Source organism: Dyella acidisoli (genome assembly GCF_030160295.1).
Classification (GTDB): domain Bacteria; phylum Pseudomonadota; class Gammaproteobacteria; order Xanthomonadales; family Rhodanobacteraceae; genus Dyella_B; species Dyella_B acidisoli.
Map to the genome: position 1 here is coordinate 1 of NZ_BSOB01000006.1, position 13193 is coordinate 13193.

Below are 13193 nucleotides of genomic sequence, written 5' to 3' on the forward strand. Positions count from 1 at the left end.
CCGCAAGGCGCCCACACAAGTCACCTGCGCACACTGTCAAAGATCAATCACTTGCAACCTTCTCTTGAAGATCGCCCCGAAGCATTTCGTCCCGGGTGAGCCGCCCATTCTACATCTCTTCACACTTCCGTCAACACCTAATTTCGAAAACGTTGACTGGAGTTTTTCAGGGAACCTCCGGGAAGGGCTATCTCGTCGGAGGGGGTGAAATCATAGCGCCGGCTAACGATCCTGGGAAGGGGCACAAGCGCGCTCTGTGAAACTTTTTTGCAAACAACGGATGCCGACAGTAAAAACAGCCTATGGCGGCGCCGGTCGCTGCGGGCCGGCGCCGCCATATTAAGGTGATTTAGGCAATCAACGCCCGGATGAAGATCAGTTCGGCATCACCGGCGCACAGCCAGGCGCCTCATTACTAGAAGGATTCGGGCGGAGTTGCCCGCCTTCGTGCGCTGGCACAAGGCCAACGCGGTAGGGAATCAGTGCCTCGGGGCGCATCTTTTCCAGCGCGTCCCAGTCGTCTTCGAAGGGAATGAATTGCTGCATGGCCGTTCCTCGGGGAGGGGTTTCGCACGAGGAACATTCCAACAGGGGAAAAAGCCGGCGCGCTGGCGAAATCGGGCGATTTGCAGGCAGCGTGCGGCGAATCAGTCGATTTCGACCATTTCGAAGTCGCTCTTGGTCGCGCCGCAATCCGGACACGTCCAGGTATCGGGCACGTCTTCCCAGCGCGTACCGGGCTCCAGGCCCTCTTCCGGCAGCCCCGCAGCCTCGTCATAGATGAAGCCGCAGACCACGCACATCCATTTGCGCAGGGTGGTGTCGGTGGAAACTTGGTTCATAAGGACTCGCTGGATCGAAGTGAATAGCACATTCTCGCAACTCCTTTGTCGATGCGAAAGCGGCCACATCGGCCGTTGCGCCGATGTGATGACAGAAAGTCACAGTCGATCGTCATGGCTGGCAGATGCCGGCTATCGCCCGGACAATGGCGCATCCCCCTCAGGCAAGCCGCAACGATGTTGCCGCGAGCCCTCTCATCTTGAATCAAGCATCGAGCCATTGCCCATGACCAACCATGAATTATTCGAACGCGCATTGAAGCTGCTGCCTGGCGGCGTGAATTCTCCGGTGCGCGCCTTCAAGTCCGTCGGCGGCGAACCCTTTTTCACCGCACGGGCCGACGGGGCTTATCTGTGGGATGTGGAAGGCAAGCGCTATATCGACTACGTCGGCTCCTGGGGGCCGATGATCGTGGGGCACAACCACCCCAAAGTGCGTGAAGCAGTGGAGCACGCGGTACGCGACGGCTTGTCCTTCGGCACGCCCTGCCCTGCTGAAGTGGTGATGGCGGAAACCATCACGCGCCTAGTGCCATCGGTAGAAATGGTGCGCATGGTCAATTCCGGTACTGAAGCCACGATGTCGGCCATCCGTCTTGCGCGCGGCGCTACCGGCCGCAGCAAGATCGTGAAATTCGAAGGCTGCTATCACGGTCATGGCGACAGCTTCCTGGTGAAGGCTGGCTCCGGTGCACTGACCTTTGGTGTACCGACTTCGCCCGGCGTACCCGCGGCAAACGCCGATCTCACGCTCACCCTGCCCTACAACGATCTGGCAGCCGCGCAAACATTGTTTGCCAAACACGGTGACGAGATCGCTGGGCTGATCATCGAACCGGTCGCCGGCAACATGAATTGCATTCCGCCGCAGGAAGGCTATCTGCAGGCCTTGCGCGAACTATGCACGCAACACGGCGTACTGCTGATCTTCGACGAAGTCATGACTGGCTTCCGCGTCGCACTCGGCGGCGCGCAGGCACACTACGGTATAAAGCCCGATCTCAGCACCTTCGGCAAAATCATCGGCGGCGGCATGCCGGTGGGCGCCTACGGTGGACGCAGCGAACTGATGGAACAGATTGCACCGGCTGGCCCGATCTACCAAGCTGGCACCTTGAGCGGAAACCCGGTCGCCATGGCTGCAGGCCTGGCCATGCTGGAGTTGATCCAGGCACCCGGTTTCTACGAAACACTGGCTGCACGCACGCGTCTGCTTACCGATGGACTGCAGGCCGTGGCCGATGGTGAAGGCGTCCCTTTCAGCACGAACCGGGTGGGCGGCATGTTCGGTCTGTTCTTCACGCATGAAAGAGTAAGCAGCTACGCGCAGGCCACGGCAGCGGATACGGCCATGTTCAACCGCTTCTTCCGTGGCATGCTCGAACGCGGCGTATTCCTTGCACCCAGCGCTTTCGAAGCAGGCTTTCTCTCTTCCGCGCACACCGACGAAGACATCGCTGCAACACTGGATGCCGCACGCGCTGCGATGCGCGAGGCTCGAGCAGGCTGACCGTCATGCGCACGCGCTCGCCCTTCACCGATCAGTTCGGTCCCGCGCCGGGCAGCGCATGGCGGACGCGCTGGTTCCACATCATCTTCGGGCACGAAGATGCAGCGGGACGTCGCTTCGACGTACTGCTGATCATCGCCATCCTCGGCAGCATCACTGTGGCGGTGATGGATACCGTCGCATCGGCACACGCACGATACGGCGCGATCTTCTATGTATTCGAGTGGGCGTTCACGGTGGCTTTTACACTCGAATACATCATGCGCATCGTGGTGGTCGATCGCCCGTGGCGTTACGTGCGCAGCTTCTTCGGCATGGTCGACCTGCTTGCCGTGCTGCCCACGTGGATCAGCCTGATCGCGGTTGGCAGCCAATATCTGCTGGTGGTGCGTGCACTGCGTATTCTGCGCATCTTCCGCATTCTCAAGCTCACGCGTTACGTAGGCGAAGCAGATCTGCTGTGGCTCACACTGGTGCGCGCACGCCGCAAGGTACTGGTGTTCTTCTGCACCATTCTTACTCTGGTATTGATCTTTGGTGCATTGATGTACTTGATCGAAGGGCCAGAAGACGGCTTCACTTCGATCCCCACGTCGATGTATTGGGCCATCGTCACCATGACCACCGTCGGCTTCGGCGACATCACGCCGAAGACTGCGCTAGGCAAGATGGTTACATCACTGATCATCCTGATCGGTTACAGCATCATCGCCGTGCCCACCGGCATCTTTACCGCAGAGCTTGCCGCCAGCATGCGTGCAAGGCGCAAGTATCTGCCCTGCGCGCGGTGTGGTCAGGCAGAACACGAAAACGACGCCAGCTATTGCCGGGTGTGCGGGACCGAGCTACCCGCAAAAGAAGATCAGCACTGACGGCTCAATGCCGCCCTCCCCCGCATGCAGGGGAGGGGAAATTTCGCGATTACCAGCCACCCTCGTTCGGCATCGACGCCCACGGTTCGCGCGGCGGCAGATGACCATCCTGCAGCAGTTCGATGGAAATCAGATCCGGCGAGCGCACAAATGCCATGTGACCGTCACGCGGCGGGCGACTGATGGTGTAGCCCAACGATTGCAGATGCTCGCAAACGGCATAAATGTCCTTCACCTCGAAGGCCAGATGGCCGAAGTTGCGTGCGGAGCCATAGTCCTCTTCCGAGCCCCAGTTGTAGGTCAGCTCGACTTCCGCTTCGGGATTTTCCGGCGCGGCGAGATACACCAGCGTGTACTTGCCTTGCGGCACGTCCATGCGGCGCGTTTCTTTCAAACCAAGCCCTTCGCGGTAGAAACGAAGCGACGTATCGAGATCACGCACGCGAACCATGCTGTGCAGATATTTCATTGTGATGACTCCTGAGTGGTAGACGTCATGCCTTCCCAACGAACGCGCGCAACGCGGCGAGCAGGCGAACCAGACCTTCCGACAAATCATCGTCGGAGATGTTCAAAGGTGGTACGAAGCGCAACACATCCGGCCCCGCCTGTAGCACTAGCAGGCCATGTGTCGCCGCCACGTCAAGCACCTCGCCCGCCTTGCCTCGATAGCCCTCAGCGAGCACTGCGCCAAGCATCAATCCGCGCCCGCGCACTTCGGAAAACATGCCAAGCTCCGCGCCAATCGATCCAAGCGTTTCGCGCAAGGCGGCAGATTGACGATGCACATTGGCCAGCAGTTCTGGCGACGATAATTTGCGCAAAGCAACGCGCGCGACGGCTGCCGCCATGGGATTGCCACCAAAGGTAGTGCCATGCGCACCAAACTGCATGATCTGCGCGACTTTCGGACCGGCAAGCATCGCACCGATCGGGAAACCGCAACCCAGCGCCTTGGCGAGCGTCACGATGTCCGGTGTCACACCATCCTGCACGTGTGCGAACAATGTGCCAGTGCGGCCCATGCCGCATTGAATTTCATCCAATACCAACAGTGCCTCGTGCGCGTCGCACAACTCGCGCACGCGCTTGAGAAAATCGGGCGCTGCCGGCAATACGCCACCTTCGCCTTGCACGGGCTCCAGCATGACAGCAGCGACATCGCCGGCAGCGAAGGCAGCCTCCAACGCGGCGACGTCGTTGAAATCGAGATAACGGAAACCACCGGGCAACGGCTCGTAGCCTTCCTGGTATTTCGGCTGCGCGGTAGCCGTGACTGTGGCCAAAGTACGGCCATGGAACGAACCGCGGAACGTGATGATCACGCGCCGCTCCGGCGGCCTATCTTGCGCCGCCGCCCATTTGCGCACCAGCTTGATCGCCGCCTCATTCGCTTCCGCGCCGGAATTGCACAGGAATACACGCTCGGCGAAACCAGAGGCTTCCACCAGTTCTTGCGCCAAATGCAGCGGCGGCTCGGTATAGAACACGTTGCTGCTGTGCCAAAGCTTGTGCGCCTGCGCGGTCAACGCGGCAATCAGATCCGGATCCTGATGACCCAGCGCATTCACAGCAATGCCAGCGCCGAAATCGATGTAGTCGCGTTGCTCGGTATCCCACACGCGCGCGCCTTTGCCTCGATCGAGCACTAGCTCGCGCGGCTTGTAAACAGGTAACCAATAACGCTTGCCGAGATCGACGAGGGACGACACCGAAGACTCCTATGGTGAACATGCGTGACCCCACGCGTGGCCGCGGCCACGCCACGTGGAAGAAACGCAAAAAAAGGGGAACCCGCATCCTAGCCAGCAAGCGGCGCCCTGCCAACATACTCCGGCGTTGTTTACCGTGATGCGATGTGTATCAGAGGTGTTACACCTGCTGAAAAAGCGCTTGGCTACGCCATTCGCCGCAATACGGACCGCGAACGCGCTGTAACACTGCTGCACCGGCTAGCAAACCTCCAAACTACCGCCTCCGTTCGCCAAGCCTTCATTTTTCAAGGCTTTTTGCTGATGGCACGGGACTTGCCCTTAGTCCAGCGAAGGGGACATTGGAGGAGGAGCCCATGGACGCCATGCGTCAGCACCAGTTGAATCGTCATGCACACATCGTTGTTGCCATCACCGGCGGCTGGTTGATGGCGCTGATGCCCATGCTGGCCTCCGCCGATGGCGCTCGTGTCGCACAGAAAGCCAAACCGGGCGAAATAGTGGTGACTCGCAACGTGGCCACGCGCCCGGCTGATCGATCGCCCACCGCACCGGGCATGGCGCTGATGGTCAGCGCGTCACCCAATCCCCAACTCGTCAATGGACTCACCGGTGCTAGTGGCCCCGGCGAAATCAGCGATGCGGAAATCGCCAGCCTCAATGCTGGCCGCATCACCGCAAGCATGCCCGGACAAAACAGCATGCAGCACGCACTCAATACGGCGCTTGGCACGAACATCGGCGGCAACAGCGCCGGCGCTGCAAGCAGCAATGGGGTAAGCAATACCTTGAGCGCTCCCGCCGGCGGCGGCGCTGTGGTGGATGGCACACGCAACATCAGCGACCAGGTGAGCAATGCCCTCTCGCAGATTCCTGTATTGGGCGCGGGTCACTAAGGGGCGCGTCATGAAACGGATGTCTTATCACTTGATGTTGTGCGCAGTGGGTGTCTCGCTTGTTGCACCCCTATCAACGTCCACCTTCGCACAAACAGCGAGCGGCGACGCCTACGCCGCGATGCTCAGCTATCTGGATTCCAACACCATCAACGGACACGTCGCGCAAGGTGCGCAAGGCATCAGCGCGGTGAACACCGCCGCAGGCGATGCCAATCTGCAGGCAAACATGCACGCGTTCGCGCTGGGTAGCCATACGCAGGCTCTGCTCCTGGCGCGGCAACACACCTACAGCGATGCAGCAGTGGATGCATCGCTCCATGCCAGCGCCACCATCGGCGGTAATGCCTATGACAACGGGCGCGGCATTGCATCGATCAATCAGGCCAGCGGCAACGGCAACACCCAGCTCAACGGGGTTGTCGCGCAGCTGGCCAGCCAAGGCATACGCGAGGCGACGGACGGCACCCTGTCGGCCACTGTCTCTGCGTCGGCAGGGGGGCAACCATCGTCGAACTCACATGCACAGGCTGGCGGCACACGGAACGTGGCAGTCGATCCGTCGGCAATGGAAGGGTTCAACGGTGTGATGCAACTCAACCAGGTCGCGGGATCCGGCAACGCATCGGACAACGTGCTGTTGATGTCCGTACCGGCTTCCTCGCATTGATAACTCGCAACACCCGTCATTTAGAGAGGACATCATGAAAGCAAATCTGAGAAGGACTTTGATCGCACTGACCGTGTTGAGCGTGTTCGGCGTAGCACAGGCCTCCGCGCAAACCGTGTCGATCAGCAAGGATGTGTCGCTCGACTCGAGTATCGACGTCAGCGGCTATATTGACCTTGACGGCGCCATCAAGATCGACGCCGCGGCCCTCGCCTTGTCGAGCGCCGCGCAAGCATCGCTCACCAATATCGTGATCAACAATGGTCAAGTGGCTAACAGCTCCACCATCACCGATAACGTCGGTGCCGGCGCATCGGGCAACGTGGGCGTGAACCAGGCCTCCGGCGACTACAACGCGCAAGGCAACCAGGCCGCAGTGGCCTCCGCAGGATCCTCGGGCACTGCGGATGCTGGGTTCACCTTCAACTGCGAACACAGCGGTGGTTGCGGCGGCGGCGATCCTCAGTCGCAAGCCGGCAGCATGGCCGACGCCGAAACCTTCGCCGTGCAATCGGGCATGGGTAATCTCACGTACAACTACGGCACCACCAACAGCGCCACCATCAGCGGTAGTGCCTTCAGCAATGTGTCTGGCAACCTGGGCGTGAACCAAGCCTCCGGCGACAACAACGAGCAGCTCAACCAGCTCGCCGCCGCCAGTGCCCAGAACGTCAGCTACGCCGTGGCCACCTCGACGCTGGAGCAGGAATGGTCCGGCAATGGCGTCGACAACGAACCGGGCGCGCTGAACTGCGCTTATTACCTGCAGCCGACCACCAACACGACCACGCTGTCGGGCTCGGTGATTTCCAACGCCAGCGGCAACGTCGGCATCAACCAGGCTGCCGGTACCGGCAACATGCAGAGCAACAGCCTCGCCATGGGTGTCTCCAACCCGTAATGGCGTAGTGGAAGGAACGCGCCGTCGCAAGACGGCAATGAGGGCGGTAACCCGGCGACATGCCGCCGGGCACCATGTGGAAGCCCCCGGCCCGTCCCCTGCGGGTCGGGGGTCTTCCCTTCGCAAGGACATGGAGAGCTAAGAAGTGCGATCTCTATTTTTGACGCTGCTGATTTCGCTGGCGTTGACCACCATGTGCGCACGCGCGCATGCCGGTGACGTGAGCTTCGCCGGTGTGCTGCCCAATGGCGCGCAGTACAACGCGCACGTGGCCAGCATGCAGGAGCTGCGTTTTGCGAACATCGTTCGGCAGCACACCGATTACAGCTGCGGCGCCGCAGCGCTCGCGACGATTCTTCGCTACGGCTATCACCTGGACGTCGATGAGACAGTCATCATCGACGGTATGTTGGGGCTGTCTGATTCCGCCACGGTGAAGCAGCGTGGATTCTCCATGCTCGACATCAAGCACTACATAGAAGCGCTTGGTATGCGCGGCCGCGGCTACCGCGTCGACATCGCGCGCCTTCGCACACTGCGCGTACCTGCCATCGTATTGATGGATATACGCGGGTACCGGCATTTCGTGGTGCTCAAGCAGGTGCACGACGATCAGGTAGAGCTGGCCGACTCGATTCTCGGCAATCGCACCATGAAGCTCGACGATTTCATGAAGGCGTGGCCGTCGCATGTGTTGTTCGTGGTGATCGGCAGTGACTTTGATCGCCACACCGTGTTGCTGCAGCCTGTAAGCAAACCCAGCGCACGCAATCTGTTCGCCCGCCAAGGTGGCGCCATTACCGACGCGGAATTACTCGATTTCGGCTTCACGCACGCCGATCTGTTCTGAGGGCTTTGCCATGGATAAGCATTCACTCCTCCTCACCGCGCTGGCGCTGGCGATTGCCTGTCGTTGCGGCACCACGTTGGCCAGCGAGGCCGACGACCACCACGTAGGACCCGGTATTCATGAAGTGGCGGATCCGGAACTCGCCGACATGCGCGGCCGCTACGTCGTCGGCGACAACACGGTGTTGTGGTTCGGTGTGGAGATGATTTCCACATGGCAGACCAACAATGGACAGACATTGCGCGGCACGCTGACGCTGAGCATGGATTTCAGCAAGAACGCAAACCAGCCGCAGGTGACATTCGTACCGACTGTCACCATCACCACGATCGGCAGTGCCGCGCCAACATCCACGGCATCCAACGTGAGCCGCAGCGTGCAGAGCGGCGGGCTAGCCAACGTCGGTGGCCTCGTACAGAGTGTGCAGATTGCCGGCGATCACAATGCGGCTGGCAACGTCACCAGCCTGAGCATCCAAAACAACAGCGGCGCACGCGCCTCCAACACGCTGAGTCTGGCGCCATCCAATAGCGCCGGCGCCACGTCATCTTCCACCATCGCGGTTACGGGGCCGATGGTGAACGTCAGCGGCTCGACGACCAACCTCTCGCCTAGCAATCCGTCATCAAGCAATGTAAGCAACACGAACACGGTCGCCACGACAACCACAGGAACCAGCATCGCCGATGGCCGCGCCGCAAGCGCCGGCAACGCATCGGTCTCGTCCACGTATTCGAACGACAGTGCACAGGTCAACCTGTCCGTCGCCGACCAGGGTTCGGTGTCGCAATGGGTCAGTCAGGGAAGCCTTGGCCAGACCATCGCGTTGACTGCCGACAGCCAGATCGTGACCAACCAGATGATCGTGAGCATGGTGACGCAGTCCGTCAACGCAACCACCTCGCAGCTCGCGCACAACCTCGCGCAATCGCTCAATCTCAGTCATTCCAACCGCTGAGCGCGTCCTAGCCCAACGCTCTCACAACATGCAGGGGAGACTATCGCCATGCGCAAGACCATTCTCGCCACTGCGGTGGCATGCAGCCTTATTGGCTTTTTTGGAAGCCTCAGCGTGTTCGCGGAGGGAGCACCCACCGCTCCTGCTCCGCCCGCCACTGCACAAGATCAGGCGGACGTGCAGGAGCTCGTTCGCCAATTGCAGATGCTGAAGGTGAACTACGCGCAAGAGGTACGCAAGCTGCGCGCGTTGGATATGCAGGTGCAGGCACTTCAAGCGCGCCTGACCGGCAAGACCTCGACGAATCCAATCCCGGCGGAAGTCGCCAGCGCAGAAGCCACTTCAGGCGCTGCCAGCACCGCGAACGCCGGCTCGGTGGAAAGCTCGCAGGCAGCATCCACCACGCAAAGTGTGCAAGCCAGTACATCCGCCCAGACACGCAGCGTGCAGGACGTGCTTGAGCAGCAACAAAACGCCGTCTTCAATCGCAAATTCACGTTCGAAAACGACGTCACCTACAACCATTACGACCGCGCCGAACTTACGCTCAACGGCTTCCTGGCACTGAACTCAATCTTCCTCGGTAACATCGCACTGGATCGAGTGAACTCCAACTCACTGACGTACGACATGATCGGGCGTTACGCGATCACGCCACGATTGAGTGCCAATCTCGACATTCCTTATGTGGGGCGCAGTACCGACTACCAGCAAGGCGGCGCCGGCGGGTCAGCGGCTGCCATCGACGAGCACACGTCGACCGGCAAGGGATTGGGTGACGTGAATTTCTCCGTCAACTACAAAATCCTGACCGAAGCGCCTGGTCGGCCCGATACGGTGCTGACGCTGGGTGTTACCGCACCGACCGGTCGCGCACCTTACGGCATCAAGTGGGTAAACGTTGCGGCCAATTCGCAATACGAACAGTTCGCCGTGCCGACGCGGCAACCCACCGGCAACGGCTTATGGCAAGCCACACTCGGCTCGTCGTTCGTGAAGACGATGGATCCAGCCATCGTGTTCGGCAACGTCGGCTATATCCATTCCTTCGAGCGTAACTTCAAGGACATCGATACCGATCCGCAGATCAGCACGCCGGGCAGTGTGCGCCTGGCCGATGTGTTCTACTTCGGCGCGGGTTTGGCCTTCGCCTTCAACGAGCGCAGCAGCTTGAGCATGTCCTTCAGCGATCGCATCAATGGCAAGGACTCGCTGCGCGCAAGTGGTGGCCCGTGGACCAAGATCATAGGCAGTCAGGCGAATGCAGCGACATTGAACTTTGGCTTTACCTACGCACTCAATCCGCACACCACATTCGTGACCGTGCTCGGCATGGGTATGACGCCGGATGCGCCGAATTTCACCTTGACGTTCAAGGTGCCGTACATGTTCTGACGTTTGATCGCCGTGTGGGCTGGGGTGCAAACCCCAGCATCGTGATCCACGTGTGCATGACCATGCTGGGGTTTGCACCCCAGCCTACGAAGCCGTACACGTCAGTGCTGGTCTTCCAGCACCAACTGATGCTTCTTGCACAAGCGATAGATGGTCACCCGCGACACTTTCAAGCGCCGCGCACATTCGCTGATATTGAAACGCGTCTCGCGCAGACAGGCCATCACCGCATCACGTTCGGCCGAGGTGCGCGTCAAGCCGAGACTGGAATGTCCCGCACGCGGCGCCACCACATCCTCCAGATCCAGATCGGCGACGCTGATCTGTGCACCTTCCGCCACCACCGCCGCGCGCTGCACGCGATTAAGCAATTCGCGCACGTTGCCGGGCCATGAGAAATCGCGCAGCGCCTTGCGTGCCAGTGCGCTGAAGGTACGCGCGTGGCTGTCGTGCTGTTTGCGGAAACTGTCGAGGAAAATCTGTGCAAGTTGCAGCACGTCGTCGGCACGCTCGCGCAAGGCAGGCATGCGCAGGCGCAGGACGTTGAGGCGATAGTACAGATCTTCGCGGAAGCGGCCTTGCGCCACCGCTTTTTCAAGATCCACATGTGTGGCCGCCAGTACGCGCACATCGAGCTTGATCGACTGCGTGGAACCAACACGTTCCAGCGTACCTTCCTGTAATAGCCGCAGCAGGCTGATTTGCGCATCCGGTGGGAGATCGCCGACTTCGTCCAGGAAAACCGTTCCACCCGCTGCCGCTTCGAAATGACCGATGCGGCGCGCATTCGCGCCGGTGAATGAACCGCGCTCATGGCCGAACAATTCCGATTGCACGAGATTGGCGGGTAATGCGCCGCAGTTGATTGCAGCAAAGGGGTGATCCCGTCGCTGCGACAGCTTGTGCAGTGCACGCGCCGCAACTTCCTTGCCGGTACCTGTTTCGCCGGTGATCAGCACCGGCAGTTCCACGGGTGCATATTTGCGCAGGCTCGCCACCACCGCCATCATCGCCGGACTGTTGCCGGTAATGCCTGGCACATCGGCATGCGCGGCGACTGGCGGAGTGGCGTCACCTGCGAGCTTGCCGAGTGTTTCGACCAGCCGCTGCATGTCGACCGGTGCGGTGAAAAAGTCGATGCTGGCGCGAAGTACGCGCTCCACTTCCGGTGCCTGCACGGAGGTATCGGTGGACAGCAACGCTAACCATGGGATGCGCGGATGATCCGCCATGAGTATGGCCATGCTGCGCAAGGTTTCGATGTCGGCATGTCGCACATCCGCCATCGCGACCACTGTATCGCCTCGTCGGATACCTACCCCGCCTCCTGGTGCGCTCGCATCCGCTACACGCGTATGCCAACCTGCCTGTGCCAGCCGCGCTCTTTCAATGCTTGTCGGCTCCCCGAACCACACTAAACAGCGGATCCACGTATCGCTAACCATCGCAACGCCTCCCTCCAGGATGGCTGGCCCACGGTCCCCGCTACATCCCGTAGCAGGAGTTCGCCCCCGCGCCCGTGGCCGGCCGGCACCAAAAACTCGGCACCATTCACGGAATATACACCCGAATTTCCCGGGTAATCACTTTTTAACCAAGTAAAACCCTCCTGCTACCCCAGCAATTCGGAGCGGCGCAGATGCATAGCTTAAGCGCCGAATGACGGCGGCCTGATGACAACCTCAGGCATGCTCTTGAATAGGTCAGTTCAGGAACAGATCGGGTAGTAATGTCTCGCCGAGCTTATAAGCATAGGTGTCGAAATCGTGTATCCCCGCCTCACGCAAGACATCCTCGTCGATAGCAAAGCGCCCTGTGCATTGCCTCGACGGTTGTGTCAGCAGCGCGTGCGCTGCGTCCGCGACGATCTCGGGACGACGGCATTGTTCGGGTTTCACGCCATCGATCATGGCAATAGCTGCCGTGGCAATGACTGTACGTGGCCATAAAGCATTCACCGCGATGCCCAGCGGTGCCAATTCCGCACTCATGCCGAGCACGCACAAGCTCATGCCGTACTTGGCGATGGTGTAGGCCGTATGCGGCGCAAACCATTTCGGATCGAGATCTGGCGGGGGCGAGAGCATCAGCACATGCGGATTGCTCGCCTTTTTCAAATACGGCAAGCATGCTTGCGTCACCATGAAAGTACCGCGCGTGTTCACCTGATGCATGAGGTCAAAACGCTTCATCGGCGTGCCTTCGGTACCGGCAAGCCAGATTGCACTGGCGTTGTTGATCACGATATCGATGCCGCCGAAACGTTCCACCGCCTGGGCGACCGCCGCGTGCACCTCTTCTTCCTCGCGGATGTCGACTTTCAATGCAAGCGCCTTGCCACCCGCCGCTTCCACTTCGGCCGCTGCCGTATAAATAGTGCCGGGAAGCTTCGGATTCGGCACGCCGCTCTTTGCAGCGATAACAACGTTGGCCCCGTCGCGTGCAGCGCGCACTGCAATGGCAAGGCCAATGCCGCGCGATGCGCCGGTAATGAACAGCGTTTTTCCGGCAAGATTGCTCATATGGATGCTCCGATCAATTTTGCGTAGGTGTCACCGGCCCTGCCTGTCCGCAGGCCACAGGGGCG

The 13193-nt window shown here is 60.3% G+C and carries 14 protein-coding genes; 8 read left to right on the plus strand and 6 right to left on the minus strand.

Going from position 1 to position 13193, the window contains the following annotated elements:
• Positions 1-375: 375 nt before the first annotated feature.
• Entirely contained in the window at positions 376-546 is a 171-nt protein-coding gene (locus QQJ86_RS03350; RefSeq protein WP_284319496.1) for a hypothetical protein, read from the minus strand.
• Positions 547-647: 101 nt separating this feature from the next.
• The gene (locus QQJ86_RS03355; RefSeq protein ID WP_284319497.1) at positions 648-842 is read right to left on the minus strand and encodes a rubredoxin; all 195 of its coding nucleotides are present in this window, start codon (positions 840-842) and stop codon (positions 648-650) included.
• Positions 843-1068: 226 nt separating this feature from the next.
• On the opposite strand from QQJ86_RS03355, the gene hemL reads away from it, so the two are divergent.
• Both hemL and QQJ86_RS03365 read left to right on the plus strand, forming a co-directional pair.
• On the plus strand, positions 1069-2352 hold the full coding sequence (gene hemL / locus QQJ86_RS03360) for a glutamate-1-semialdehyde 2,1-aminomutase (protein WP_284319498.1): 1284 nt from the start codon (positions 1069-1071) through the stop codon (positions 2350-2352).
• A gap of 5 nt (positions 2353-2357) precedes the next feature.
• Complete coding sequence (locus QQJ86_RS03365) at positions 2358-3224, plus strand: ion transporter (protein WP_284319499.1); 867 nt, start codon at positions 2358-2360, stop codon at positions 3222-3224.
• Between the two features lie 49 nt (positions 3225-3273).
• Here the strand turns inward: QQJ86_RS03365 and QQJ86_RS03370 are convergent, their stop codons facing one another.
• Together QQJ86_RS03370 and QQJ86_RS03375 are read right to left on the minus strand one after the other, a co-directional pair.
• On the minus strand, positions 3274-3693 hold the full coding sequence (locus QQJ86_RS03370; protein WP_284319500.1) for a VOC family protein: 420 nt from the start codon (positions 3691-3693) through the stop codon (positions 3274-3276).
• Between the two features lie 25 nt (positions 3694-3718).
• Positions 3719-4936 (minus strand): acetylornithine transaminase, encoded by a 1218-nt coding sequence (locus QQJ86_RS03375; RefSeq protein WP_284319501.1) that lies wholly within the window; start codon positions 4934-4936, stop codon positions 3719-3721.
• A gap of 356 nt (positions 4937-5292) precedes the next feature.
• Here QQJ86_RS03375 and QQJ86_RS03380 point away from each other — a divergent pair, with 356 nt between their 5' ends.
• The 6 genes from QQJ86_RS03380 (at position 5293) to QQJ86_RS03405 (ending at position 10606) form a co-directional block, all read left to right on the plus strand.
• On the plus strand, positions 5293-5832 hold the full coding sequence (locus tag QQJ86_RS03380) for a hypothetical protein (RefSeq protein WP_284319502.1): 540 nt from the start codon (positions 5293-5295) through the stop codon (positions 5830-5832).
• Positions 5833-5842: 10 nt separating this feature from the next.
• Positions 5843-6502: a hypothetical protein gene (locus QQJ86_RS03385; RefSeq protein WP_284319503.1), complete on the plus strand. Its 660-nt coding sequence runs from the start codon at positions 5843-5845 to the stop codon at positions 6500-6502.
• A gap of 34 nt (positions 6503-6536) precedes the next feature.
• On the plus strand, positions 6537-7403 hold the full coding sequence (locus QQJ86_RS03390; RefSeq protein ID WP_284319504.1) for a hypothetical protein: 867 nt from the start codon (positions 6537-6539) through the stop codon (positions 7401-7403).
• A gap of 193 nt (positions 7404-7596) precedes the next feature.
• Positions 7597-8253: a C39 family peptidase gene (locus QQJ86_RS03395; RefSeq protein ID WP_284319684.1), complete on the plus strand. Its 657-nt coding sequence runs from the start codon at positions 7597-7599 to the stop codon at positions 8251-8253.
• Positions 8254-8263: 10 nt separating this feature from the next.
• The gene (locus QQJ86_RS03400; RefSeq protein WP_284319505.1) at positions 8264-9211 is read left to right on the plus strand and encodes a hypothetical protein; all 948 of its coding nucleotides are present in this window, start codon (positions 8264-8266) and stop codon (positions 9209-9211) included.
• A 48-nt stretch (positions 9212-9259) separates the two neighbouring features.
• Positions 9260-10606: a hypothetical protein gene (locus QQJ86_RS03405; RefSeq protein WP_284319506.1), complete on the plus strand. Its 1347-nt coding sequence runs from the start codon at positions 9260-9262 to the stop codon at positions 10604-10606.
• 101 nt (positions 10607-10707) lie between these two features.
• Here the strand turns inward: QQJ86_RS03405 and QQJ86_RS03410 are convergent, their stop codons facing one another.
• Together QQJ86_RS03410 and QQJ86_RS03415 are read right to left on the minus strand one after the other, a co-directional pair.
• Complete coding sequence (locus QQJ86_RS03410; RefSeq protein WP_284319507.1) at positions 10708-12051, minus strand: sigma-54 dependent transcriptional regulator; 1344 nt, start codon at positions 12049-12051, stop codon at positions 10708-10710.
• A 258-nt stretch (positions 12052-12309) separates the two neighbouring features.
• Complete coding sequence (locus tag QQJ86_RS03415) at positions 12310-13128, minus strand: SDR family oxidoreductase (protein ID WP_284319508.1); 819 nt, start codon at positions 13126-13128, stop codon at positions 12310-12312.
• Between the last annotated feature and the right edge of the window lie 65 nt (positions 13129-13193).

Excerpts from the sequence above, each read along its gene's own strand:
- hemL (WP_284319498.1), top strand. The coding sequence starts at position 1,069 with ATGACCAACCATGAATTATTCGAACGCGCATTGAAGCTGCTGCCTGGC.
- QQJ86_RS03355 (WP_284319497.1), bottom strand. The coding sequence starts at position 842 with ATGAACCAAGTTTCCACCGACACCACCCTGCGCAAATGGATGTGCGTG.
- QQJ86_RS03415 (WP_284319508.1), bottom strand. The coding sequence starts at position 13,128 with ATGAGCAATCTTGCCGGAAAAACGCTGTTCATTACCGGCGCATCGCGC.
- QQJ86_RS03405 (WP_284319506.1), top strand. The coding sequence starts at position 9,260 with ATGCGCAAGACCATTCTCGCCACTGCGGTGGCATGCAGCCTTATTGGC.
- QQJ86_RS03365 (WP_284319499.1), top strand. The coding sequence starts at position 2,358 with ATGCGCACGCGCTCGCCCTTCACCGATCAGTTCGGTCCCGCGCCGGGC.
- QQJ86_RS03395 (WP_284319684.1), top strand. The coding sequence starts at position 7,597 with ATGTGCGCACGCGCGCATGCCGGTGACGTGAGCTTCGCCGGTGTGCTG.
- QQJ86_RS03410 (WP_284319507.1), bottom strand. The coding sequence starts at position 12,051 with ATGGTTAGCGATACGTGGATCCGCTGTTTAGTGTGGTTCGGGGAGCCG.
- QQJ86_RS03385 (WP_284319503.1), top strand. The coding sequence starts at position 5,843 with ATGAAACGGATGTCTTATCACTTGATGTTGTGCGCAGTGGGTGTCTCG.
- QQJ86_RS03400 (WP_284319505.1), top strand. The coding sequence starts at position 8,264 with ATGGATAAGCATTCACTCCTCCTCACCGCGCTGGCGCTGGCGATTGCC.
- QQJ86_RS03350 (WP_284319496.1), bottom strand. The coding sequence starts at position 546 with ATGCAGCAATTCATTCCCTTCGAAGACGACTGGGACGCGCTGGAAAAG.
- QQJ86_RS03390 (WP_284319504.1), top strand. The coding sequence starts at position 6,537 with ATGAAAGCAAATCTGAGAAGGACTTTGATCGCACTGACCGTGTTGAGC.
- QQJ86_RS03380 (WP_284319502.1), top strand. The coding sequence starts at position 5,293 with ATGGACGCCATGCGTCAGCACCAGTTGAATCGTCATGCACACATCGTT.
- QQJ86_RS03370 (WP_284319500.1), bottom strand. The coding sequence starts at position 3,693 with ATGAAATATCTGCACAGCATGGTTCGCGTGCGTGATCTCGATACGTCG.